The sequence below is a fragment of the Sphingobacteriales bacterium genome (genome assembly GCA_016711285.1).
GTDB lineage: Bacteria > Bacteroidota > Bacteroidia > Chitinophagales > UBA2359 > JADJTG01.
In genome coordinates this window covers 464,111-489,562 of the sequence record JADJTG010000012.1, presented here as the reverse complement: position 1 = coordinate 489,562, position 25,452 = coordinate 464,111, and the positions used below count along the sequence as shown (strand labels likewise).

General features: G+C 42.8%; 22 protein-coding genes. 12 read left to right on the top strand and 10 right to left on the bottom strand.

Going from position 1 to position 25,452, the window contains the following annotated elements:
• Nucleotides 1-17 precede the first annotated feature (17 nt).
• The gene (locus IPL35_09110) at nucleotides 18-1,076 is read left to right on the top strand and encodes a DUF4837 family protein (GenBank protein MBK8443552.1); all 1,059 of its coding nucleotides are present in this window, start codon (nucleotides 18-20) and stop codon (nucleotides 1,074-1,076) included.
• 14 nt (nucleotides 1,077-1,090) lie between these two features.
• Here the strand turns inward: IPL35_09110 and IPL35_09105 are convergent, their stop codons facing one another.
• Nucleotides 1,091-2,038, bottom strand: a complete 948-nt coding sequence (locus IPL35_09105; protein MBK8443551.1) for a hypothetical protein — start codon at nucleotides 2,036-2,038, stop codon at nucleotides 1,091-1,093.
• 123 nt (nucleotides 2,039-2,161) lie between these two features.
• Between IPL35_09105 and IPL35_09100 the strand changes: the two genes are divergently transcribed.
• Nucleotides 2,162-5,380, top strand: a complete 3,219-nt coding sequence (locus tag IPL35_09100; protein MBK8443550.1) for a PKD domain-containing protein — start codon at nucleotides 2,162-2,164, stop codon at nucleotides 5,378-5,380.
• A gap of 206 nt (nucleotides 5,381-5,586) precedes the next feature.
• On the opposite strand, the gene IPL35_09095 is transcribed toward IPL35_09100, so the two are convergent.
• From IPL35_09095 to IPL35_09070, 6 genes are all read right to left on the bottom strand, one after another.
• Nucleotides 5,587-6,873 carry a citrate synthase gene (locus IPL35_09095; GenBank protein ID MBK8443549.1) on the bottom strand — a complete coding sequence of 429 codons (1,287 nt, stop codon included), beginning with the start codon at nucleotides 6,871-6,873 and terminating at the stop codon, nucleotides 5,587-5,589.
• Between the two features lie 294 nt (nucleotides 6,874-7,167).
• Nucleotides 7,168-8,988 (bottom strand): molecular chaperone HtpG, encoded by a 1,821-nt coding sequence (gene htpG, locus IPL35_09090; protein MBK8443548.1) that lies wholly within the window; start codon nucleotides 8,986-8,988, stop codon nucleotides 7,168-7,170.
• Between the two features lie 166 nt (nucleotides 8,989-9,154).
• Nucleotides 9,155-10,255 carry a hypothetical protein gene (locus tag IPL35_09085; GenBank protein ID MBK8443547.1) on the bottom strand — a complete coding sequence of 367 codons (1,101 nt, stop codon included), beginning with the start codon at nucleotides 10,253-10,255 and terminating at the stop codon, nucleotides 9,155-9,157.
• Between the two features lie 278 nt (nucleotides 10,256-10,533).
• Nucleotides 10,534-10,785 (bottom strand): transposase, encoded by a 252-nt coding sequence (locus tag IPL35_09080; GenBank protein ID MBK8443546.1) that lies wholly within the window; start codon nucleotides 10,783-10,785, stop codon nucleotides 10,534-10,536.
• 238 nt (nucleotides 10,786-11,023) lie between these two features.
• The gene (locus IPL35_09075) at nucleotides 11,024-11,209 is read right to left on the bottom strand and encodes a helix-turn-helix domain-containing protein (GenBank protein ID MBK8443545.1); all 186 of its coding nucleotides are present in this window, start codon (nucleotides 11,207-11,209) and stop codon (nucleotides 11,024-11,026) included.
• Between the two features lie 189 nt (nucleotides 11,210-11,398).
• Entirely contained in the window at nucleotides 11,399-12,295 is an 897-nt protein-coding gene (locus IPL35_09070; GenBank protein MBK8443544.1) for a hypothetical protein, read from the bottom strand.
• Between the two features lie 527 nt (nucleotides 12,296-12,822).
• On the opposite strand from IPL35_09070, the gene IPL35_09065 reads away from it, so the two are divergent.
• The 10 genes from IPL35_09065 to IPL35_09020 all read left to right on the top strand — a co-directional run bounded on the left by IPL35_09065 (nucleotide 12,823) and on the right by IPL35_09020 (nucleotide 22,036).
• On the top strand, nucleotides 12,823-13,299 hold the full coding sequence (locus IPL35_09065; GenBank protein ID MBK8443543.1) for a hypothetical protein: 477 nt from the start codon (nucleotides 12,823-12,825) through the stop codon (nucleotides 13,297-13,299).
• Nucleotides 13,269-14,003: a hypothetical protein gene (locus tag IPL35_09060; GenBank protein MBK8443542.1), complete on the top strand. Its 735-nt coding sequence runs from the start codon at nucleotides 13,269-13,271 to the stop codon at nucleotides 14,001-14,003. The genes IPL35_09065 and IPL35_09060 overlap by 31 nt, the downstream gene beginning before the upstream one ends.
• Nucleotides 13,946-14,842, top strand: coding sequence for a hypothetical protein (locus tag IPL35_09055; GenBank protein ID MBK8443541.1), 897 nt, complete (start codon nucleotides 13,946-13,948; stop codon nucleotides 14,840-14,842). Before IPL35_09060 ends, IPL35_09055 begins: the two co-directional genes overlap by 58 nt.
• Nucleotides 14,800-15,006 (top strand): hypothetical protein, encoded by a 207-nt coding sequence (locus IPL35_09050; protein MBK8443540.1) that lies wholly within the window; start codon nucleotides 14,800-14,802, stop codon nucleotides 15,004-15,006. Before IPL35_09055 ends, IPL35_09050 begins: the two co-directional genes overlap by 43 nt.
• 100 nt (nucleotides 15,007-15,106) lie before the next feature.
• The gene (locus tag IPL35_09045) at nucleotides 15,107-17,131 is read left to right on the top strand and encodes a gliding motility-associated C-terminal domain-containing protein (GenBank protein ID MBK8443539.1); all 2,025 of its coding nucleotides are present in this window, start codon (nucleotides 15,107-15,109) and stop codon (nucleotides 17,129-17,131) included.
• A gap of 248 nt (nucleotides 17,132-17,379) precedes the next feature.
• Nucleotides 17,380-18,219 carry a DUF4846 domain-containing protein gene (locus IPL35_09040; protein MBK8443538.1) on the top strand — a complete coding sequence of 280 codons (840 nt, stop codon included), beginning with the start codon at nucleotides 17,380-17,382 and terminating at the stop codon, nucleotides 18,217-18,219.
• A gap of 142 nt (nucleotides 18,220-18,361) precedes the next feature.
• Entirely contained in the window at nucleotides 18,362-20,068 is a 1,707-nt protein-coding gene (locus IPL35_09035; protein MBK8443537.1) for a lamin tail domain-containing protein, read from the top strand.
• The gene (locus tag IPL35_09030; protein MBK8443536.1) at nucleotides 19,956-20,984 is read left to right on the top strand and encodes a lamin tail domain-containing protein; all 1,029 of its coding nucleotides are present in this window, start codon (nucleotides 19,956-19,958) and stop codon (nucleotides 20,982-20,984) included. Before IPL35_09035 ends, IPL35_09030 begins: the two co-directional genes overlap by 113 nt.
• An 84-nt stretch (nucleotides 20,985-21,068) precedes the next feature.
• A complete protein-coding gene (gene paaJ / locus IPL35_09025) occupies nucleotides 21,069-21,605 on the top strand; it encodes a phenylacetate-CoA oxygenase subunit PaaJ (protein MBK8443535.1) in 537 nt (178 codons plus the stop codon).
• A gap of 89 nt (nucleotides 21,606-21,694) precedes the next feature.
• Nucleotides 21,695-22,036: a phosphomannose isomerase type II C-terminal cupin domain gene (locus IPL35_09020; protein ID MBK8443534.1), complete on the top strand. Its 342-nt coding sequence runs from the start codon at nucleotides 21,695-21,697 to the stop codon at nucleotides 22,034-22,036.
• Here the strand turns inward: IPL35_09020 and IPL35_09015 are convergent.
• From IPL35_09015 to coaBC, 3 genes are all read right to left on the bottom strand, one after another.
• Nucleotides 22,023-23,009 carry a glycosyltransferase family 9 protein gene (locus tag IPL35_09015; GenBank protein ID MBK8443533.1) on the bottom strand — a complete coding sequence of 329 codons (987 nt, stop codon included), beginning with the start codon at nucleotides 23,007-23,009 and terminating at the stop codon, nucleotides 22,023-22,025. The genes IPL35_09020 and IPL35_09015 overlap by 14 nt on opposite strands.
• Before the next feature lie 36 nt (nucleotides 23,010-23,045).
• Nucleotides 23,046-24,071 (bottom strand): DUF4835 family protein, encoded by a 1,026-nt coding sequence (locus IPL35_09010; protein MBK8443532.1) that lies wholly within the window; start codon nucleotides 24,069-24,071, stop codon nucleotides 23,046-23,048.
• A gap of 156 nt (nucleotides 24,072-24,227) precedes the next feature.
• Nucleotides 24,228-25,451, bottom strand: a complete 1,224-nt coding sequence (coaBC, locus tag IPL35_09005) for a bifunctional phosphopantothenoylcysteine decarboxylase/phosphopantothenate--cysteine ligase CoaBC (protein ID MBK8443531.1) — start codon at nucleotides 25,449-25,451, stop codon at nucleotides 24,228-24,230.
• Nucleotide 25,452 lies beyond the last annotated feature (1 nt).

Here is a 25,452-nt window from a genome sequence, read left to right as displayed (position 1 = left end):
TTCATTTTTTTTTATATATGCGCACACTTTTTTGCTTTATTGTTCTTTTTGGGATAGGCATCAGTTTAAACGCCTGCAAAGAAAGCACCCCTAAACAACAAACCACCTCTGCCGCCACTCATATCAAAACCGCCTATGCTGTAAATGAAATAGTGGTGGTAATGGAAAAAGATTTATGGGAAAACGACACCATCGGCAAAACAATACGCGCAGCATTGAACGCTTCTTTTCAGGGGCTTACGCTCCACGAACCCACCTTTGATATTATTTATGCAACGCCTCAAACCTTTGAGCAGCAACACAAAAAAGCGAACTCCATACTGTGGGTGGCGGATTTGAGCCAAAAAAATGAAGCGTCACAGCAAGCGGCGGCAATAAAAAATACGCCCAATACACTTATCCGCGATTTTATGACCATTAAAAGCAATTTATACGCCGACCCTCAGCAAATTATCTACATTTACGGCGAACAGAAAGACAGTTTGTTGAATAATCTGCTGCGCTATCATCGCGATGTGGTAGCTATGCTCAATGTGGTAGAAGATAAAAAAGCCCTTTCGGTGGAAATTTCGGGCGGTGAGGATAAAGAAAAACAAGACCGCATCGGCAATAAATATAACATTTATATCAACCTTCCCAAAGGCTATCAGCCGGCTGCCGAGCAAGGCAATGCAGGGTGGTATCGTCGCGAGCTGGCAAACGGCGAAGTAGATAATTATTTGCTTTATACTGCTTCCAAAAAAAGTGGTGCTGCTTTTACACTCAAACAAGCCTTAGCTGTACGCGACACTTTGGGTAAGCGTTTGGTAAAAAGCGAAACCGAAGGCTCTTATATGCGCAGCGATACCACCAAACGTTTTTTTGTAACCCCCCTCCAAATCAGTGGGCGCAATGCACTCGAAGTTCGCGGACAGTGGGAAATGACCCGCGAAAGCACCGCCGGTCCTTTTGTTAATTATATAATTGATGATGGCGAGCGCATTGTGGTATTAGATGCGTTTTTGTTTGTACCTAACCTCAAAAAGCGCGACCGTGTGCGCCAAATAGAAAGTGTGCTGCGTGCCGCCAAATTGTAAGCACTGCCCGTTTATTATTTTCGTTGGCGAATATCGGCGGCTTTTATCCAACGCTCTATGTCCTGAATGCTTCTTTCGTTGTCGCTGAGGTCGGGTTGTGTTTGGGCAAACTTTACCATATCGGCAAGCAAGAGCATTTTGCGCAGCCGCTCCGCCGCCAAGGGTTCTATGGTGGTGTGGCGTTTGACCGACTGTATAATTTCGGCGGTCGTGGATTCAAGGGCGGGTAATTCAAAGCGTGTTTCTATATAAGTACGCACAATATCCGAAAGTTGTATGTAATGTTGTTCTACTTCGCCTTTTTGCCAAAGTTGTTGGCGAGATAGCTTTTTGAGTGCCGACAGTGCATTCTCTTTTGGTGTATATACAGACGCAGGCGGCGCAGATACGGGTGCAAGCGGTTTTGGAGTGCGATTTTTGCGGCGAAAAAACCACCACAAGGCGGCGGCAACTAATAATATGTATAACCCATACGAGCGTATAAAATTTTTCAATAAGCCCCACCAGTCGCGCGCTACTGCTAAGGGCGGTGCTAAGGGGCGTGGTGCTTGATTGATATCCACTTGCGGCGGCGGTGCTACTTGTATCAAGAGGGCTTTACTGCGCAGCGTGTCGCCTTGTGCAGTGGCAAGTATCAGGGGCTTAATGACGTGATAACCGCTATCCCACGCCATGAGCGTGAGTGTTTGGCTCTCGATAACCCAATCACCGGAGTCGCGGGTTTCTACAGGTGTTTTTTCAACGATTTCAAAAGTATCCAATCGCTCGCCCCAAGATTTCCACTGCACCGATGCAGCAGCAGGTGTGCGGCTTTCTATGCGCAGCTCAAAAGGAGCAGCAGTGCCAATTTCGGTGTGGTTCGGTATGGCTCTCAAAGAAGATGCCACCGTTTCTGTTTGTGCCTGTAAAAATTGTGCAGACCACAAAAAACAACCTATCGCCCATATCTTTCGCCCGTTCATACAAAAAAAATGATATACAGAAATAGCAATTTTTATACAGATTGCAAAAATCATGAATTTTCTTCTATTTTTTAGCTTTATATTTAGCCCTTTATTTTTTAGTTTATTTTATTCTGATTTGATATGAAAAAAATCCAATTTTGGGAAATCATCGTTTTATTTTTATCACTCCATATATCTTCTTTACAGGCGCAGGTCAGTCAGGGCGGGGTGCCTTATAGTTTTGAGAAGTCCTATTTATCGCAAGAAATTCCTTCTGTTCCTTTGCCTGCTGTTGATGTAGCGCAATTGATGGAAGAAGATAAAATATATTATAATGAAAAAGGCAAACCTTACCGTTTTGGAAAAGAAATAGCCGTTGATATTACTTTGCAAAATGCGGGTTTATGGGAAATGCTCCCCAACGGCGACCGTTTGTGGCGTTGCGCTATTAGTGCCGAAGGTGCCACATCTATCAATTTGCAGTATTCTCATTTTTATTTGCCGCAAGGTGCTACTTTCTTTTTATACAACAAAGAACTCAACAGTATTTTAGGAGCTTTTACAAATTTTAACAATAAAAGCTATCAAACTTTTGCCACTGGCTTGGTAAAAGGCGATTATTGTGTGCTGGAATATTATGAGCCTGCGGCAGTTGCCGGACAGGGAATTATTAATGTTTCAAAAGCGGTGCACGGCTACCGCGATTTTTATCATCACGAACAAAAAGATTACGGAGATTCAGGTACTTGCAACAACAACGTTAATTGCCCAGAAGCTGCCGATTGGCAACAGGAAAAATCTTCTGTAGCCTTAATTTTAAGTGGGGGTTTCAGAGGTTGCACAGGTGCAATATTGAGCAACATACGCAAAGATTGTACGCCCTATTTTTTGACCGCCAACCATTGCAACGATAGCAATATGCAGAATTGGATATTTATGTTCAACTACGAAAGCCCTTCTTGTACAAACGCCGATGGACCTACAGACCAAACTGTATCGGGAGCTATATTGCGGGCTACTTCTGCCAACAGCGACTTTACTTTGTTGGAACTCGCTGAACCCATTCCCGCTGCTTACAATATTTTTTATTCGGGTTGGTCGGCACAAAATGTAGCAGGTACGGCAATGACCGCCATTCACCATCCGGCGGGCGATATTAAAAAAATTACTTTTGATTATAATCCTGCGGTGGAAAGCGATAATTTTTGGGAAATGGTATGGGACGACGGCACCACCGAACCCGGCTCTTCCGGCTCGCCGCTTTACGACCAAAACCATCGTATTGTAGGACAACTCTACGGCGGTGGGGCTTCCTGCGTTACGCCCGAAGAATCGGATATTTATGGTCGTTTTAATATTTCGTGGAACAACGGACAAACCCCCGGTACGCGCTTAAAAGATTGGCTCAACCCCGACAATGATATTATTATGACCGATGGAGAATATTGTAATGCTACTCCTTTGCAATTAGATGCCAGCCTTTTATTTATTAATGAACCGCAGGGAAATTATTGCAATGAAAACACCTTTACTCCAAAAGCACAAGTAAAAAATATGGGTATTAATCCGCTCACCCAAATTTTATTCCACATTCAATTAGATGCACAGGAAATACAAACCTTCGTGTGGAACGGTTATCTCACACAAGGTCAAATCCAAGAAATTAATTTGCCTGTGCTATCCAATATAATGCCCGATGCGCACATTTACAGCGTAGAAATTGCCGCTTTAAATGGTATGAGTGATGAAAATCTTCAAAACAACGAAAAAACCAATGCTTTTGAAGTGATATACGGAAATTCTATTGCTATTGAGTTGGCAACCGATAATTATGGCAATGAAATTTCTTTTGAAATTACCGATGAACTCAATGAAGTTGTTTTAACAGAAGAAGGTTTTGCAAATAATATACTGATTGATAAAGAATATTGTTTGAGTGAAGGCTGCTATAGTTTATATTTGTACGATTCGTGGGGAGATGGTTTGAGCAATTTTACAGAGTTTGTTGAAGATGACGGCAATTTTACACTGTACAACAACGGTGCTTTGGTGGAGCAGATAGGCGGTGTTTTTGGCGATTGTATGTATAATGCCGATGGAGAAGGCTGCTCCGCGCAAATTGATTTTTGTATCAACAACGATACTACCGCACTGATTGCTGCTTTTACGGCATCTTCGCAGGTGGCTTGCGTAGGCGATACGATTTATTTTTACGACAACAGTAACGGCTCGCCCAATGCGTGGCAGTGGGATTTTTCAGGAGCTACCCTCCTCACCGCCAACAATATCAGCACCCCTTCGGTAATTTACAGCAACAGCGGCAACTACGGCGTATCGCTTACGGTGAGCAACGGCAATGAAAATATCTCGCATACCGATACCGACTTTATAACGATACAGCCCAACGCTTCGGCGTATTACAATGTGAGCACTAACAATAATTTGCAGGTTACTTTTAATGGTGAAGGCTCTACCAATTACAATACTTTAATGTGGGATTTCGGCGATGGCACGGTTGTACAGATGGGCGCAATTGTTACACATACTTTTGCACAGGAAGGTACTTATGAAGTGTGTCTCTCGGCTCAAAACAGTTGCGATAATCCCGCTCAATATTGCCAAACCATCAATGTTACCTGTTTGCTGCCGCAGGTGGGTTTGTCCATACAAAACCAACAATATCTGAGCGTTTCGCTTTCCAATAATTCTTCCGACTTCAGCAATTTTGTTATTGATTACGGAGATGGCAGCAGCGGCACTAATTTGCAACATACTTTTGCGGCGGCGGGTACTTATCAAATATGCCTCACCGCGAGCAATATCTGTGGCGAGCAAACTGCCTGCCAAAATATAACGGTGGATTGCTCCCAACAAAGCCTCTTGTTTGAAAGCACAGTGGGTGGCAACGGTGTAGCTACTTTCGCGGCACAAACAGTGGGTACTTTTACAGATTGGGAATGGAACTTCGGCGATGGCAGCAACAGCAGCGAACAAAACCCAGAACATCAGTTTGTTGATGACGGCAACTACGAAGTATGCTTAACTGCCGTGAATCTGTGCGGACAAAACATCAATTTTTGCCAAAATATACAAGTATTTACCGGCATCACCACCCTCAGTCCGACGGCGATATTTGAGCTATATCCCAATCCTTTCAACACAAACTTTTATGTGCATCACAAAGGAACAGCCGCCGCCTTGCTGAAATGCTACGATATACAAGGCAAGTTGATATTTACACAAACGCTGAAAACGGGCACACAAAATATTCATCAACTGCAAGCACAAGCGGCGGGTGTATATTGGTTGTATATTATTACGGAAGATGAAATTTTTGCAGAAAAAATTATTAAGCAATAAAAGAAAGAAAGAGATTGAGTTTTCAACGGTAAAATTGTTTTATATTTTATAACAATGACGTGTTGAATTTTTAATTTTTATCAGAAACATAAAAATTGGCAGGTTCAATACATCTGCCTGATGAAAATAAAAAGAGCGGTTGTTTTAAAAAAACAACCGCTCTTTTTTTATCTTCCACTGTATCAACTATCAATAAAATGCGCCGCTTATCTTTTGTTCATATCTACATAAGCGCGAGAAGTAGCACCTGTGTAAATCTGACGCGGACGTGCAATAGGCTGATTTTCCATCATCATTTCGCGCCAGTGTGCTATCCAGCCCGGCAAGCGTCCCAATGCAAAGAGTACCGTAAACATATCTACCGGAAAGCCCATAGCGCGGTAAATAATGCCCGAATAGAAATCTACATTCGGATACAGCTTGCGCTCTACAAAATAGCCGTCTTTGAGGGCAGCTTCTTCTAATTTTTTTGCTATTTCCAAAAGCGGGTCGTGTATGCCCAATTTATTGAGCACATCATCGCAGGCTTTTTTGATGATTTTGCCGCGCGGGTCAAAGTTTTTATACACGCGATGCCCGAAGCCCATCAGCAAGGCTCCTTGTTTTTTGTCTTTTACTTTTGCCAGATAATTATCCACATTGCCCCCGTCGGCGGCAATATTTCTGAGCATTTCTATTACTGCCTGATTAGCACCGCCATGCCGCGAACCCCACAACGCCGAAATGCCCGCCGAAATACAAGCATATAAAGGTGCGTGCGAAGAACCCGCCATGCGCACTGTACTCGTGGAGCAGTTTTGCTCGTGGTCGGCGTGCAAAATGAGGAGCTTGTTCATCGCATCCACCATTACGGGGTCTAATTCATACTCTTCGGGGCGCACACCGAAAAACATATACAGAAAATTAGAAACGTAATCCAATTTGTTGTTCGGATAATTAACCGGATGTCCGACTGACTTTTTGAAAATCCACGACACCATTGTAGGCATTTTTGCCAACAGACGAATAATAGTGAGGTCGGTTTCCTGCGGTGAGCGCAAGGGGTGTAAGGAATCGGGATAAAATGCAGACAAAGAGCCGATAACCGAACTCAATTGACCCATCGGGTGGGAGTTGGTGGGGTAGGCGTCTAAAAACTTTTTGATAGACTCGTGTACCAAAGTATGGCGCATAATGCTAGAACAAAAAGTTTCGTATTGTTCTTTGGAAGGCAATTCGCCGTAGATGAGCAAATAGGCTACTTCTAAAAAGCTGGATTTGGCTGCCAAATCTTCAATAGAATAGCCGCGATGGTGCAAAATACCCGCTTCGCCGTCCAAAAATGTAATGGAACTGTATGTAGAGGCAGTATTTTTATATCCTATATCAATGGTTACTAAGCCTGTTTCTGCTCTTAATTTTTCTATATCCAAAGCAACTTCGTGCTCGCTTCCTTCCACCGTATCAATTTCGTAGGATTTACCCTGTAATTGTAAAATGGCTTTTTCTGGCATTTTTGGTTGTTTTTTTATATGAGTAAAATAAATAATTTTAATACTGCCGTTTTTCTTTTTTGAAATCAAACTACAACACTCCGAAAGAATGTACAAAGCTAATAAAGCTAAAACAATTATTGAAATAATTAAGCGATTAAGTTACATAAGAATTTCAAATTCAGTTCGTTTTTGTTATAAAAAAACAGGGCTGACTTTTGTTTTCTTTCATCTTTCGGAGATTAGAAAACCTCCGAAAGATGGGGGGTGCTTTTCGTTGTACAAAAAAAGTGCCGTTTTCCAAATTTTTCCTTTTTATGGGGTGTCATCTGCCCACGCCAAACTACGGCGCACAAAATCGGTGAGGCGGCTGCCTTTGAGCATATTTTGTTGCAAAAGTGCCAAATCCAACAGTTGGCGCACCAAGTCGTTGCGGCGGCTTTCGTCGGCTTGTTGCAGCATTTTTCCGAATAAAGGGTGGTTGCTGTTGAGTACCACCTGATAAGTGTCGGGCATCAGCAGGGAGTCGTTGCCGTTGTTGTTGTGCATCGACATTTCGCGCATGCGCCGCATAAATTCAGGTTTGGTAATGAGCACCGGATAATCGTCGGGGGCGGCGGCTTTGGTGGCTACGGTGATGTGTGTGTCGTTGATGCTTTTGGCGAATAAATCGCGTAATTCGTGTTCTTGGTCTTCGGTGAGTACCGACACCTGCTGCTCGTCTTTTTCCACTAAATTATCTGCGGTATCGGCATCTACCCGCTTAAAAACCAATTCGTAGTCGTTGTTGTAATCCAAATATGCCACCACGTGCGTATCTATAATATGTTCCATCAAAAGCACTTCGTAGCCGCGTGCCTGCGCCGAGCGGATATAAGCATCTTGCTCCTGCGCCTGCGAGGTGTAGAGAGCAACGATTTTATTATTTTTGTCGGTTTGAAGGGGTTTTACCTGTGTGGCATATTCCTCCAAAGTGAAATGGCGATGTGCGGTGTTTTCAAAAAGCGTAATTTTCTTTGCTTTTTCGGCAAATTTTTCATCGCTCAACATACCATATTTCACAAACACACCGATATTATCCCATTTTTTTTCGTATTCTTCGCGGTCGTTTTTAAATATTTCTTCTAATTTAGAAGCTACTTTTTTGGTGATATAATCGCTGATTTGTTTCACGCGGCGGTCGCCCTGCAAGTAGCTGCGGCTCACATTGAGCGGAATATCAGGCGAGTCCATCACGCCGTGCAGCAGCATCAAATACTCCGGCACGATGCCCTCCACGTTGTCGGTAACGAATACCTGATTGGCATACAAACTGATTTTGCTGCGTTTGGGGTCAAAGGTGTTTTTGAAAGGCGGAAAATATAATATTCCGGTAAGGCGAAACGGAAAATCTACATTGAGATGTATCCAAAAAAGCGGCTCTTCCATTTGATACGGATAGAGTTCGCGGTAAAAATTTTTATAATCTTCATCGCTCAGGTCGGCAGGTTTTTTAGTCCAGGCGGGTTGAGTGTGGTTGATAATTTCGTCGCCGAAACGAATAGGTACGGGCAAAAATTTACAATAGCGGTTGAGCACTTCTTTTACGCGCTCCGCCTCCAAAAATTCTTTGGAGTCTTCGTTGAGGTGCAAAATAATGTCTGTGCCGCGCGTGCTGCGTGTGCCTGTGTTCATTTCGTATTCGGGAGTGCCGTCGCAAAGCCACTGCACCGGCTCGGCTCCTTCCTGATACGAAAGGCTTTGGATTTCTACCTGTGCCGCCACCATAAATGCCGAATAAAAACCCAAGCCAAAATAACCGATGATACCGGTATTTTCGTCTTTGTATTTGTCCAAAAACTCTTTTGCTCCCGAAAAAGCAATCTGGTTGATGTAGCGTTCTACTTCTTCGGTACTCATACCGATGCCGGAGTCGCTGATACGCAAAGTGCCTTTTTCAGTATCAACAGCCACTTCTATCTCCAATTCGCCCAATTCGCCTTTGACTTCGCCGCGTGCTGCGAGGGTTTTTATCTTTTGGGTGGCATCAACGGCATTGCTGACCAACTCGCGCAAGAAAATATCGTGTTCGGAATAAAGAAACTTTTTGATTATCGGAAAAATATTTTCCGACTGTACATTGATTTTTCCTTTCATAAAAAAATTGCTTCGCTTGTGTAATTGTCTTTTTTGAATGTTATGAATTAAATAATAACAAAAAACAAATTGCTATGTTCGGGTGTGCAAACATAGCAATTTTTGAGTAATTGAAAAGAAGGAGTGCCGGAAACTCAGCCAAAAACCAAGGCGGCGGCGGGCTACATCAGGGCATTATTTCTTTTCCTTTGAAAAAAATGCGGTAGTCTTTGTTATTGACATCGTAGAGCAGCGTATGACCAAAGAGCGTAAAGTTTTGCGCAATGCGGTCGCCGACTTCGGTGATGTTGCCTTTGTGAAAAATTTTTAAATAGCCGTAGCGATCCTGCCACGCCGCCATTCCCTGCGACAGTTGTAATTTGTTGGGTTGCTCCATAAAAACAGGCGAAGCATCTAAAACTTGGGTGTTGCCGTTGTAGCAGCCCCAAAGTTCGTTGAGTTCGTTGAGATATACGAGGGTGTTGTCGGTAATTTCGTAATAAGCGGGCGGATTTTCGAGGAGCATTTTGGCGGTGCCGTTTTGCCACACATAAAAATTGTTGCGTTCATCAACATAAGCCACGATGTCGTCGCCGTGTTTGAAAGAAAGGGGCGGATATTTGGATAAAATCTGGTTTTCGCCGGCATAAAAAACCGCCCACTCGTCAAAATGGGTGAGGTATGCCACATAGCTGTTGCCCACCATAAAATTTTTCGGAAAATAGCTGCTCACCTCCTCATCTTCGCCGCCGTGCCAAAATCTCAGCACATCACCGCCGTTGATATAGGCTAAAGACCTGTCGCTCACAGCAAATTCGCGCACGGCACTGTTGTCAATGTCAAAAATATGCTGTCCCTGATATACTTTGAGGTAGTCGTCGAAATCGATAAAAGCCACGATGCTGTCGCCGGCTTCAAAGGTGGTATTTTCTTCGAGCGAGATGGTTTTGATGTAGTCGCCGTCCACCACGCTCAATACATTATTGAGGCGCGAAAGTACAAACGTGCGGAAAGGAAAAAATTTGTCGATGGCGGGACTGGATAGTAAAGTTTTCTTTTTGGGAGCTTGGTAATAGATAAGGTCTTGTCGGGCATTTTCGTAGATGATGCAGTTGCCTCCTACCTTGAATTTATCCACCCGTAAATGCTCTAATTGTTCAATATGTCCGTTATCAAAGACCCAAAAACGCCCCTGAATATCCGTCCACGCCGCCATGTGTTGTGCTTGTATATTTGCTGCATAGCAACCATACAATATCAGAAAAAATTTTTTAAAATAACGTGCCATTAGTAATAATGTAGTAATTATTGTATAAAGTTACAAAAATTCTGTTATAATCAAACTTTAACATATACTTATATTTTGGGAGTATTTTTGAGAATAAAGGAGTTATATATCGTACTCCACCTATCAAATATCTGAGCCCTGATTGACAGAATTCAATGAGGTACAGGATTTTTTGCGGTGTGTAAAATCAATCATCGGTTTTGGCGGGATATACATCGTGGTTCACCTAAAGAAGTACTTCCCTCGGTAGGATCTAATCTTGTAGGTGAATTAGTTTATTAAATTGTCCCCATTGTGATTTTATACCAAACTGGGTGCTGTTCTTTAGCTTTTTGCATAGGAGTTAAATTATTGATTCCTTGATGAGGACGATGGTTATTGTATTCCATTTCCCACAATTTGAGATAGTATTTACGTTCTTCGGAATCCTTGAAACGAATTTGATTAAATAGATTTTCATTATCAGTTCTGTTGGAACGTTCTATGAAACCGTTTTTCCAAGGTTTTCCTTTGGGGATTAGCGCGTGAATTCTATCAGTTTTTCAACCGTTTTGGTAAAAACTGTTTTATAGTTATCGTGATAGGCGTATTTCATCGTAAAACAGTAAGCATTATCTGTAAATGTTATAAAAAAGGGGGAGATTGTCCAAAGCTCTTTCATAAACACTTGCTATCGTTTTGCTTGAATAATCACTATGAATTTCAGAGTATTTTATGCGTGTTGAGAGGTGAATGATGCTTATTTTGTATTCGTAGCCTTCATTTCCTTCAATTGCGGGCAAAACTTGTACTACTATCTTCAACTGACGGACTATGAATCCATTTTGAAATAGTTTTTCGGGAAACACCAAACTGAGTGACTAATTCTGCTTGAGTATAATTACCACTTGCGTACAAATCCTTGATTTGTTGCCGCTTTTTAGGGGTCAGGCTTACATTTTTATGGAGTTTCATTCCTTTAATAACGAAAATAGCATACCAAAATGTGTATATCTTTTAAAACCAATTTAACTAAAAATTAAAAATATAGATGATATATCCCCTTTGTTGTTTCTCTTTTTTTTCACCGCTAAGGCACTAAGGCGCGGAGTTGTTTTTTTTATGGGATAACGGTGCTATTCAAAAGTTAGCGTTCATCATCTTTTATAATTTAAAAATTTGTGATTGAATAAAAATATGGTCTTGTTTGAGTACGGCTATATAGGGTTGGTTATTGGGCAAATACAAATCTTGTGCATCAGTATAGCTGCCACTGTATAGTTGCTGCCCCAACATATCATAAATATCCATACTCAATGCTTCGGTGGGCGGCTGCGCAAGCTGAAAATAAATCGTTTGCCCGCCTACCCGACAGGGCAAAGTATAAGCAGCCGCTTCATTTGTTGCAATTCCCGTAAATTCGTAATAATCGCAAGTAGGGGAAGTACTCTCTGCATTGTGATACAAGCCTATTTCTGTATCTTCATAGCAGCGTAATCCGGTTGCTGATACATAAGAATCAGAAACTTCTTGACAAAAGTAGTCTTGTATAGGTGCTATCTCGTCTAAAAATAATCCTTCAAACAGTCCTATTTTTTCAGTAGCTACAAATGAATTACTTTGCCAAAATAAATCTAATAATACATTTCTTCCCTTTATTTGCCTGAGTGCTATATCATTAATTTTTACGGTATCTACTGTTTCTATAAGTATTTGAATAAACTTATTACAACGCAAACGACTGATGAGCGTGTCGCCAACATTCAGAGAAAAATCATATTGCAGCAAAAATTTTTGCGTAGGTGGGTGATATACATACACTTCGCTGTTGTTTTGGTGTACATAAAAAGTGTCGGGAGATGATGCAATGTAAATTACTTCATACGGAATTCCATCTGATTCTACTCTATATATCTGCTTACAAGGTTTTTCTTGTATCAGTGTATCCTTAATTACTTCATATTTTAGTACGCCCTGTGCTACGAGGGTATTCCCAGAAGTTGGAGAATATAACCCAGCAACATACCACCACTTCGCCCCCCACAGGCGCAAACTCGGCATTTTGGGCGCGGGCTTTAAAGAGGCAGGTAAATAGCAAAAACAGCAGCAGCCAACGAGGGCGCAATAAAAATTGTTGAGTGTTCATAAGGAAAAATTGAGAATATCGTCTTTTATGTTCTTTCTCTTTGCGGCTCTGCGGCTTTGCGGTTAGTAGCTTTTTTCACCGCTAAGACGCTAAGGCGCGAAGTTGTTTTTTTTATGGGATAACTGCACTAATTTAACGCATCTTTTTCAACACACCAAATTTTGGAGTGGGGGTTTTGTCATTGTTTTGTAAAAGTTGTGTGGTGCCCTCCTCCAATACCTCCTTTTCCAAAGCAGGGAAGTTTTTATCAGAACGTTGTGAAACAGTATTTTTAAAATTGATAATTGCTTGAAAGCGTGTTTTTTATGCCATAAAAACAACAATATTGTGTGTTTTTTGTGTAATAATTACGCGCTTGTTTTAAAAATACAAGCAGATTACAGAATTGTTATTGGCTAAATAATTTTATTGACGTACTTTTAGAGCCTAAAACCTACGCATCATGATGCCCACGCCAAGCTACATGAAACTTTTGGTATGGTATGTTGTCATTTCCATTACAGCCATATCTGTTGATATACACGCACAAAATTTAGTGTCAAACGGCTCTTTTGAACAAGGCAGTTGTCCAACTGATATAGGGCAAATAGCAAATGCCACCGATTGGAGCAGCCTCAATGCCCTCCACGCCGATTTGTTTCATACTTGCGCCAACGAGCCGGTGGCAGTACCGCAAAATGCTTTTGGCACTGCCGCCCCCTCCGAAGGCAACGCTTATGCCGGAATTTTTGCTTATGGTCCTAATAATTTGCGCAGCTATATCAGCACGACTCTTGCCGCTCCTATGCAGGTAGGCAATAATTATTGTGTGAGTTTTAAGGCTCATATCGCCGATGTAGCTTCTTATAAACACATCAAAGAATTGGGGTATTTTTTTCCGTGCAGCCTTTGCCGCTTTCCGACAATACTTCTAATATAGCTGTGCTGCCGCAGCTTTATAATACTTATGACTTTATAGAAGAAGGCGATGGCTGGGTGACGGTATCCGGCGAAGTGCTGGCAATACAGCCTTATAATTATTTGTCGCTGGGCAATTTTTTTGATAATGCTTCTACTACAGGCGGCGCATCTATTCCGGGTACGCCCTTTGATGCGCAAGTGTATTATTTTATTGATGAAGTACGGGTTGATTTAATTCCGCCTGCTTTTACTTTGGAAATTATGCAAAATGCCCTTTGTACGGGCGACACCGTTACCATTGATGTTGTGAACGGAAGCGGCGAAGATTATGTGTGGTATGCTGCTTCGCAGCCTGAAGTAGCTGTTCATATTGGCTCCTCTTATACTTTTGCCGCCGAACAACCCGAAACTTTCATCGTCAGCAAACTGAGCGGTGTATGCACTACTCAGCGCAGCATTTCTATCAATCCTTCTTTTACTCCGCAAATAGAATTTACGGCTACTTCGGCTTGTGTCAATAATCCCATTTATTTCTTTGATAAATCGCAGGGGATTACTTCGCAAAGCCACTATGAGTGGGATATTTTTGATGACGGCACGATAGAAGATACTACGCTGAACGCTGCTGTTTATACTTTTGAGCAGGCGGGTACTTATCCGGGCGTTTGCGTATTTTTAATGAAAATAATTGCTTCGGCGAGGCGGTGGTGTATGTGGCAGTGAGCGAAAACTGCGACCCCTGCTTGCATCCTTTGAATGTAGTATCCAATTACAGTGCCGAGATTTTATTGCAATGTCCCAATGATTTGAATCAATTGGAGTTTTTGAAAGATTGGTACAATCCCACAGACGGCTCTCCTGATTTTTTCAGTCGTTGCTACGATCAAGCCGATAATCCCGAAGGCGACCCTGTTGATGTTCCCGATAATATTTTCGGCAGCCGCGAGCCGCTCACCGGCAATAGTTATTTCGGTATTTTTGTGGGCGGGCAAAATTTCAGGGAATATCTCAGTACTCCGCTCTCAACTGCTTTATTGCCCGATGTGGAATATTGTGTGTCTTTTTCGGTGGCTTTGGCGGGTTTTTCGGATTATGCCGCAAAGGATATGGGCATTTTATTTACCGCCGATTCTCTGAATTTTCAATCAACCAATCCGAATTTTCCTTTTTTGGGCAATATTGAAATGACTCCTCAAATTGCTTATAATGGTAATTTTCTTACCAACACAGATTGGTATCAAATCACCGGAACTTTTACGCCGAATGATACTTTGCGCTGGCTCACTTTGGGCAATTTTAAATCCGACCTTCAAACGCCTTTGCAGCAGGTAGCTCCTGAAAGTTTTCATCTGTCGTATTATTTTATTGATGATGTTTCCGTGCGCCCGCTGATTGTTGATTTGCCCGCCGATACTACCATTTGTGCCGGCGACAGCATTTTGTTAAATGCCGCCTCTTCTTTGTGTACTGCTTATTGGATAGCCAACGACGATACTTTGGGAATGAACACCGATTCTGTTTGGGTACTCCCGATGTCGGTATTACTACTTATTATTTTATAGGCAACAATGGCATTTGCGAATTTGCAGATTCTTTTCAGGTACAGGTAATTCCTCAAGTAAATGCGGGCAATGACGTAACTTTGTGTCCCAAGATACTGCGTTTTTGTTCGCCGATGCGCCCGCGTTCTTTCTTTTCAATGGTCGCCCATTACAGGGTTAAATAACGATACTATTCAAAATCCCTATGCTTTTCCGCAACAAACCACCACTTATTTTGTAGAAGTACAATACGCCGAAGCTAATATTTGCGCTAATATTGATACTGTGGCGGTGATAGTGCCTGATGTATTTGCCGATGCAGGGGCAGATACTTATTTTTGCCTCAATAAACCCAACGACAGTATTCAGTTGCAAGCCTCCGGCGGCGATATTTATCATTGGTCGCCCGAAACAGGACTGAGCAACCCCAATATTGCCAATCCTTTGGCAGCACCCGCGCAGCCTACTTCTTATGTGGTAGAAGTGAGTAATAACGATAATAGTTGTTCTTATAAAGATTCGGTTTTTGTAAATGTGTTTTTGTGCGATGATGGCGGACCAGACTGGGTATTGATTGACAGTACAGTTACGCCGATTATTATTTCGGTGGTGGATACTTTGTATGATACTACTAATGTCAATACCGATATTGAAATTATTTTGCCCGATACCGAAGACCCAGACGAGGGCGATTTTGCTACCATCACCGCCTTGGATCCGGCAAATGGCTCGGTGATTGTTATCAACAACAACTTAATCTATACGCCTGACTCAACTTTTGTGGGTATTGATGAGGTGACTGTCATTGCCTGCGACCAAATTATCCCTATTGAATGTGATACTTTACAGATTGTTGTTGTGGTGCTGCCCGACACTAATACGCCGCCTATCATTAGCATAGATGGCGGCAATACGCCGGTTTCGTCGGTACAATTGATTACCAATCCCGACTCAACGGTTTTGGTGTGTTTTAATATTTATGATTTGCAAGATGATGATTTCAACTTTGTACTTACCGATGATCCCACTCAGGGAGAAGTAATCATTACCGAAGACGGCTATTGTATCAGCTACACGGCAAATCCTACCTTCTTGGGTACGGATACGCTCGTCGTCACTTCCTGCGATGAATTGGGCAACTGCAACTCTACGAGTGTGCTCATTAATATAGTGCCTGTTTCTTTTTATCCTTCTGTTGAAAGCGTAGTTGATACCATTTTCCAAGGTACGGCAACCACTACTTGTTTTCAAGTAATAGAGCCTAACGGCGATGATTTCAATACCAATATCTTTGTCGGTCCCGAAAATGGTTTGGTGGCTTTGCTCAACGATACCTGTATTCAATACTTCGCCAATCCCAACTTTGTGGGCAACGACACTATTGTGGTGCAGGTATGCGATGATAATGGCTTTTGTTCTTATGCCGATATTATATATGTGGTAGTGGACGAATTGGTATTGCACGATGATTATGCCGCCACGCCTTTCAATACACCCATACAAACCGCTGTTACCGATAATGACGCTTTTCCTGCCATTGATACCCTTTATATTTCTGTTTCGCCTGTATATGGCGCAGCAGTTATAAACACCGATACCACGCTTACTTATATTCCCAATCCCGATTTTTCGGGAACAGATAGCCTTACTTACACGCTTTGTTCGGGTGGGCTGGGCTGCGAAACAGCACAAGTTTTTATAGATGTAATAGCTCCCATCTTGCCGCCTGTGGCTGTTAATGATACGATTTCTTTATTGGTCAATAGCAACCAAACGGTATTGCCTGTCTTGGTCAATGATACTATTGCAGATGATACAGTTCCTTCTATTTTTATTTTAGATGAGCCTGAAAATGGTACCATGTCGGTATTCACCACTTATCTGCTATATACCCCTGATGCGGATTTTATCGGCAATGATACCATCGTTTATTTATTGTGTATCGAAAACGGCACGCTTTGCGATGTAGCTACTGTTTATATAAGTGTTTCCGACAGCGATGCGCCGCCTTGTACCTTGCATATATCCAATGCTTTTTCGCCTAATAATGACGGCTATAATGATACTTTCATTATTCCGGCTTTACTCACTTGCCCGCAGCAATTCAGCGACAACGAACTCACGATTTATAATCGTTGGGGAAATGTTGTATATCGCAAAAAAAATTACGGAACTGATGCCCTTTGGTGGAATGGTACTTATATGGAAAGTGGAGAGCCTTTGCCTGATGGTACTTATTTTTATTTATTGGATATTAAAGAGCTGAACAAAGATGACGACCCGCGCAGCTCTTTGGAGTTGTTTAGATAACAATGTTTTATAATTTCTGCCAGTAGAGTCCAAGTAGAAAATGTGATAAGGACTATGAAAATAGTCAGAATCTTAGCTGAAAAATATCGGTGCAGGAGAAAGAGGTTCTTCTTAAGACTAAATTTAATCGCAGCTATTTGTAACTACCTATTATGAAAGAGGTCCATTGAATCATACCAGCACTCGTATTTTTATAATGCGAGTGCTTTTTTTATCATTGTTTAGTTAAAAATAAATAGTTTAAAAAAATGTATATTTTATTGTTGTTTTTGTGGTGCTTACGCACAATATATGCAGATATGCCCGTGCCACAAGATACACCGACTTCAAAACATATACGCCCCAAAGGCACCACCCTCCAAACGCGTATTGCGCCGCCTGCGGGTTTTGTACGAGCCCCAAATGATGCCGCCTCTTTCGGCGAGTATCTCCAAAATCTTCCCCTCAAACCACACGGAACGTATGTGTATCATTACAACGGTCGCGTAAAACCCAACAACGGAATTTATGCTGCAGTAGTAGATATGTCGGTGGGCGAAAAAGATCTGCAACAATGCGCCGATGCCATTATGCGCCTGCGTGCCGAATATTTTTACCGCCACAAACAATATGATAAAATCAACTTTCATTTCACCAATGGCTTTTTGGCAGAATATTCCAAATGGCGCGGCGGCTACCGCATTCAAATCAACGGCAACAAAACCAATTGGGTACTCACCGGCTACAACTCCAACGAGCGCAATAAGTTTATGGATTTTATGGAGTTGGTATTTATATATGCCGGCACTTTATCGCTGCAAAAAGAAATGAAACCCGTTGCCGACATCAGCAACTTGCAAATCGGCGATGTGTGGATACAGGGCGGTTCGCCCGGACACGCTGTGCTGGTAGCCGATGTTGCCAAAAACCCTGCAAATGGCGAAACCCTCTTTTTGCTGATACAAAGCTATATGCCCGCACAGGATATTCAAGTGCTTCAAAATCCCAACAATGCCGCCCTCAGCCCTTGGTACAGCTTGCAGCAAATTAAGGAGCAGCTTAAAACACCTGAGTGGACATTTACCAAAAAAGATTTGTATCGCTTCTGACTTTTACCGTTTTTAGCAAAAAAATATAGTTGTTTTATTCATTTTTTTGAATAAAATGCTGTTGATACCGCTATTTCTTTTTAACTTTCCTTTTTCTTTTTATTTTTAATAAAAATCTTTGAAAAACAGAGCCGTTAAAAAGATGATACAACGTTTTTTTTTGTGGATATTGTGCTGTTTCGTTTTGTCTGCAACTGTGCAGGGGCAAATGAGTGATAATTTCAGCGATGAAAATTTTACTGCTAATCCCGCTTGGCAAGGCGATGCAGAAATGTTTACGGTAGTTTCCGGTGAGTTGCGACTCAATGCTGCTGCTGCTGCGGGTACGGCTCAATTAGCGACTACCGCTTTGAATCCGAATGCCGCCGCCGAATGGAATTTTTATGTGCGTTTGGGCTTCGCTCCTTCCGATAATAATTATTGCAAAATATATATCGCCGCCGACAACAGCGATTTTAGTCAGCCACTCAACGGCTACTTTGTGCGCATTGGCGAAAATGGCAGTGCCGATGGCGTAGATTTTTATAAGCAGGAAGGCAGCACCGAAACGCTCCTTATCAGCAGCACCGATGGCATTGCTGCCACTAATCCGGTTTTAGGTGTCAAAATTATCCGCACCGCCGCCGCCGAATGGCAGCTATGGGCTGATGCCGCCGGAGGCACTAATTACCAACTGCAAGGTGCTGCCACCGACAACAGCATTACACAGGCTGATTGGTTGGGAGTGCAGTGTACCTTTACCAGTTCCAATATTCAAAAATTCTTTTTTGATAATTTTTATGCCGGAGCAATTATTATAGATACTACTGCACCGCAAGTGGTGAGTGTCAGTGTTACCGGAAACGGCACTTTGGATATTTTGTTTGATGAAGCCGTACAGGAAACTGCTGCCGAAAATATCGTCAACTATGCAACAAACGGAGGTGTGGGCGCACCCAACAGTGCCGTAGTAGATGGGGGTAATCCGGCTTTGGTGCATTTAACTTTCAATGGCGGTTTTCCGCCGAATGTACCTTTAGAGCTGAGTATCAATAATATAGCCGACAATCAAGGCAATGTGGCGGCAGTTTTTACAGAGCCTTTTAGCTATTTTCAGGCAGCAGTCGCCGAACCGTTTGATGTGCTTATCAACGAAATTTTTGCCGATTACGAAGGCGCACCCGATGTAGAGCCGGTATTACCCGCCGCCGAATTTGTTGAAATATACAACCGTTCCGACAAAGTGTTGGATTTACAAAACTGGACTTTCGGCGATGCTTCGGCGGATAAAACACTGCCCGCTTTTGTGGTGCAGCCGAATGATTATATAATAATATGTGCCGAAGCAGATGCTTCCGCTTTTGCAAGTTTCGGAAAAACACTGGCTTTGGCTTCTTTTCCTTCTTTGAATAATGACGGCGATGTATTGAGCCTTAAAAACCAAAATGGCGAACTCATTCACAGTGTTTCGTACAACAGTTCGTGGTATGGCGATGCCCTGAAAGAAAATGGCGGCTGGACTTTGGAAATGATAGATGCGGACAACCCCTGTGCAGAAGCCTCCAACTGGCGGGCATCGGTAGCTGCCAACGGCGGCACACCGGGCAAAGTAAATTCGGTAAAAGGAACTAATCCTGACACGATTGCTCCCGAATTGGTGCGCGTGGGTATAATTGATAATACCACTTTGCAATTATTATTTGACGAATCTGTGAGTTCAGATGCCGGATTTTCCAATTATACCATCAGCAATAGCATTGTACAGTGGCAGCACTTTCTTCCCCAATTCCAAAACGCTGCTCCTTACATTATCCGAGCCTTTGCAAAACAGCATCATTTATACTATCAATATCAACGGTGGCATTTATGATTGCACGGGCAATGCGCTCACCACTGCGGTGGCACAATTCGCCATTCCGTCACCCATAGAAGCAAATGATGTGGTAATTAATGAAATATTATTTAATCCTGCTACCGGAAATGTAGATTTTGTAGAGCTTTACAATCGTTCCAATAAAGTAATTGACCTCTCATCTTTGTATATCGCCAATGGTGTAATTGTTTTTGAACAACTCGCTATGGACGATGCAGAACTCATCGGCGGCGATTCATATTTATTGTTTCCGCAAGAATATGTAGTGCTCACTACCGACCCCGCTTTGGTAAAACAACAATACAATACACCCAATCCAGACCATTTTATACAAGTGAGTTTGCCTTCTTATAATGATGATGCGGGTATCGTAATTCTCAGCACCAACCAAGGTATTTTTATTGATTGGGTCGCCTACTTTTCATCTTGGCATTATGCACTTTTAGACGACCTCAACGGCGTTTCTTTGGAGCGTATCAGTTCGGAGGCTACCTCTAACAGCCGCAGCAACTGGCACTCGGCGGCATCTTCGGTGGGATACGCCACGCCCGCATATCAAAATTCGCAGAAATTTATCGGCGACCTCAACAACGACGACCGTTTTACGCTTTCCGAAAATGCTTTTTCGCCCGATGGCGACTCTAATAAAGATTATTTACTGCTCAATTATGAAATGCCCGAAGCCGGTTATACTGCCAATATCACCATTTTTGACGCTGCCGGACGCGAAGTGCGCCGTTTGGTACAAAATGATTTGCTGGCAGTCAAGGGTTTTTATCAATGGGACGGCACTTTGAGCAATGGCGAAAAAGCGGGAGTAGGTATGTATGTAGTGGTTTTGGAAACTTTTAATTTAAAAGGCGACTCGGAAACTTTTAAAAAAGCAGTGGCTCTCACAGGAAATTTAGATTGATGAATGTTTATATATCAGGGGTATTTTTTTTCTCAATAAAATACTTTATAAAAAAATAAATATTTATACATTATCAGCAAAAAAATGGCAGATATAAATAACAGATCTGATTTGAAGATGCAATCCGATGATACGCTTATTGCTGCTGTTTGGCATTATCTCCACGAAGTACAAGACCCCGAAATTCCGGTGATAGATGTGGTGGAACTCGGTGTAGTACGCGAAGTATTGTATCATCAAGCCGCCCAACAGTTTGAAATCATCATCACGCCTACTTATTCCGGTTGTCCTGCCACCAAAACCATCGCCGATGATATTGCTGCCAAACTCCGCGAAAAAGGAGTGACAAATTTTATGCTCACCACTGTGCTTTCGCCTGCGTGGACGAGCGACTGGATAAGTGCCGCCGCCCGCGAAAAATTGCGACAATTCGGTATTGCTCCGCCCGAAGCCGCCACCGCCGACATACAACAGCTCAAACCCGAAGCACTGCGCATAGCCTGCCCTCATTGCGGCAGCCGAAACACCACGCTCATATCACCTTTTGGCTCTACGCCCTGCAAGTCGCTGCATCGCTGCCAAACCTGCTTAGAGCCGTTTGATTATTTTAAATGTCATTAATTTGAAGGAGATGATGTGACATTCTCACAAAAGCATTGTCCATATTTTGATATAAAAACACTATTTTTGCAATTCAATATTTAAAAGATATGGAAATAGATTATCGTCCCTGGGGCATGTATGAAGTGCTGTTAGATGCACCCTATTGCAAAGTAAAACGCATAGAAGTATTGTCGGATAAACGCTTAAGCTATCAAATGCACTACAAACGCCAAGAAGCGTGGACAGTGGTGGAGGGCATAGCTCATGTAACGCTCAATGATGAAATTTTTGAGGTAAAAGCCGGCGAAACTATTTTAATTCCACTGCAAGCCAAGCATCGTGTAGCCAATCGTCAAACAGAAAAACTGACTTTTATAGAGGTACAGACGGTTACATATTTCGGCGAAGATGATATTGTTCGTTTTGAAGACGACTTCAACCGCGTATAAATTGCATAGCGGCGGCAGCGATGTGGTCGGGAGCAAGGCTGTTCATACACAGGAAATGTTTTTTCGGGCAACGCTCAAATCCTATTTTGGAGCAGGGGCGGCAGCTTAATGTTTTGTTTTCAATGCAAATGCTTTGTTGCTGTTGCGCTGTCGGCAAATAGGGATACATGCCAAATTCAGGAACGGTATTGCCCCAGATAGAAACGATGGGTTTGCGAAAAGCGGCAGCAATGTGCATCAATCCGGTGTCGTGTGTAATGACGGCGGCGGCTTGTTGCAGCACCGATGCTGATTGGTTGAGTTTCAGCGTGCCGCAGGCATTGATAGCGTGCGGGGTACGCTCTTGAATAAAATTTCCCGCCTCTGCATCTTCAGAGCCGCCCAAGAGCAGCACCGGAAGCGGTAGTTTTTCGCATACTGCCGCCAATTGTAGGGGCGGCAGTTTTTTGGTGGCGTGTTGTCCGCCGATGGCAAAAGCGATAAAAGGTTCTTTTATGCCAAATTGCGCCGCTATATCTATGTGGTCTTTTTCTGCCAAAAAATAATCCAAACCCTCACCATCATTGTAAATATTCCATTGTTGCGTACATTGCAAATATCTATCTACAATATGAACAGCGGGCAGGCGGTTTATTTTAAAATTCACCAACAACCATTTTTCAATATTAAGTTTTGGAAAAGTATAAAAAGGTACGCCTAATTTCCGTGTCAGAAAAGCAGTGCGCAAATTATGGTGCAAATCAATCACGGCATCAAAACGCGCCTGCTGCAAAGTGGCTAGCACTTCGGATATTTTGTGCTGAAAAGTGTGGAGGCGATGAATATAAGGATTATGCTCCAAAACGGCGGTATATTGCGCTTTGGTGAGGTAGTGAATTTCGGCAGTTGGCATTTGGCGATACAAACAACGCAACACAGGCGTAGTAAGCACAATGTCGCCAATAGAACTGAAACGAAGAACGAGGATTTTCAAAATAGGAAGAGATAATATCTTCTTAAATTCTTTTATTTATCCCCCGCGTCCTTCGCGCGGATTGGCTGGCACATTGGGGCGCGGCGCGGCATTGTTTCTGCTGTCGCCGGCAGGTGGGTTAGTGGCAGGGCTTGCACCACCGCCGCGAGGGGCTGCTCCTACACCGGCTTTCGTAACAAATTTCTGTGCCGTAGGCGGGTCTATATTGGCGAGTGTATTGCTGATTTTGGTTTTTAAATTGGCAGCTACACTTTTGTCCGAAAATATGTCTATGATTTCATCATTTTTAATATTATTAAAAACACCCTGCAACATAGAATTGCGGTTTTCAACAAAAGTATTTTCTATCATTGCCAAAGCATCTGCTATATTTTGTCTGCCTTCCTGCACATCGCTGTACATACGGTCTAAACCCTGCCGATGATACATATAATATGCCTGACGAAAATTGCCAAAGCGTGTATTGAGCAGATTTTCTATTAAAAAATAACGATTGCGTTTATTATTGTCGGTGCGACTCCAGCCGCCGTCATTTTTGGAGTAGTTGATAATATCAAAAGCCCGTTCAAAGTGCGGCGTACCGCCTTTGGGTGCAAAGGAATCGTAATCAAACCCCAAAATTACATACGCATAATAAGCACACAATGCCGCCAACTCGGAGGTATAAGCGTTTTTATCAAAATTGATGGGCTGATATTGTGCATAATCAAAAGTCCAGTCGCTGTCTTTGTGTTCAAAAACGGCGGTACTGTAAGCGGCGTTATACACAGGGCGGCTGGACTGAACAGTGGCTTCGGCACCGAATTTAGAGCCTCCTTTTTCTTCAGTGATATTGATGGTAATGCTGCAATCAATGCGCTCTTCGGTCTTAAAAGCATCATTTGTCCATTGCATACTGTTCATAAAATTATTGAGGTCGGCTTCCAGTGTTTTAAAAATGGCAGGGTCGGCAGTACGCACCGCCTGTGTAAGCACCACCACTTTACAATTCAACTCTTGGGCAATACCTGAAAATGTATTGCCCAATACCAACAACAGGGCGGTTGTGAAATATTTTTTCATATTTATATTTTATAATAAAAATAACGAAGAAAAAAGGATTTTTATATAAAAACCTTTTATAAAACTTTACAAAAATATCCTAAAAATTCGGGCAAAGCAATATTTATATCATCAGCACTTCAAAATCTGCCATTTTTTTGGTGCGAATAAAACACATTATTGTTTTTGTCGCATCAATTCGGCACAAGTCGTCAAAATATCCAAAGCGACTTCTTTTTTGCTTTTGAGCGGAAATTCCTGTATGCTGTGGTCATTTAATAAAATAGTGATTTTGTTGGTATCGTGCTGAAAACCCGCCCCACTGTCTTGCATAGAATTGAGTACGATGGCATCGGCATTTTTGCTGTGCAATTTTTTAAATCCGTTGGCTTGTGCATCGTGCGTTTCCAAAGCAAAGCCCACCAATACCTGATGGGGTTGTTTTTGTTGTCCTAATGTTTTGAGAATATCGGCGGTTTTCACTAATTCTATCACCAAGCCCTCGCCTTCGCCTTTCTTGATTTTGCGTTCGCTGACTTCTTTGGGCGTATAATCGGCAACTGCCGCCGCCATAACAGCGATGTCGCTATCGGGAAATTGTCGGGTGCAAGCCTCCAGCATTTGTGCTGCCGAGTGCACCCGTACTACCTGCACCTGCTCGTGGGTAGGTGCGAGGGCGGTGGGTCCCAGCACCAACAACACCTTTGCACCCTGAGCCGCCGCTGCATCGGCAAGGGCAATGCCCATTTTACCGCTGGAATAATTGCCTATAAAACGCACGGGGTCGAGGTTTTCGTAGGTAGGTCCTGCGGTGATGAGTATTTTTTTTCCGGTAAAAGGAAGCGGTTTTGGTGGAATAAAAAAAACTTCTAATGCTTGCACAATAGTTTCGGGTTCGGCAAGCCTACCCACCCCCTGCAAGCCACTGGCGAGTTCGCCGTTGTCGGGCTGTATCAACTGTACGCCATCTTTTTGCAAGCGGTCAATATTGCGCTGAGTGGAGGGGTGCTGCCACATATCCAAATCCATTGCCGGAGCTGCCAGCACTGCACACCGCGCCGACAAATAAGTTGCCAGCAGAAGATTATCGCAACTGCCTTGCGCCATTTTGGAAAGGGTATTGGCAGAAGCCGGAGCTATCAGCAGCGCATCTGCCCACAATCCCAAATCCACGTGGTTGTTCCACGCGCCGCCTTCGTTGCGTTCAAAGCGGCTATATACTTCATTTTTGGAAAGCGTGGCGAGTGTAAGCGCACTGATAAAGGTTTGTGCGGCATCGGTCATAATTACTTTTACCTGTGCGCCTTTTTTTACCAGCAAACGCACCAACATTGCCGTTTTATAAGCAGCAATGCTTCCGCACACACCTACAATAATTTTTTTATCTTTTAACGCGCTCACA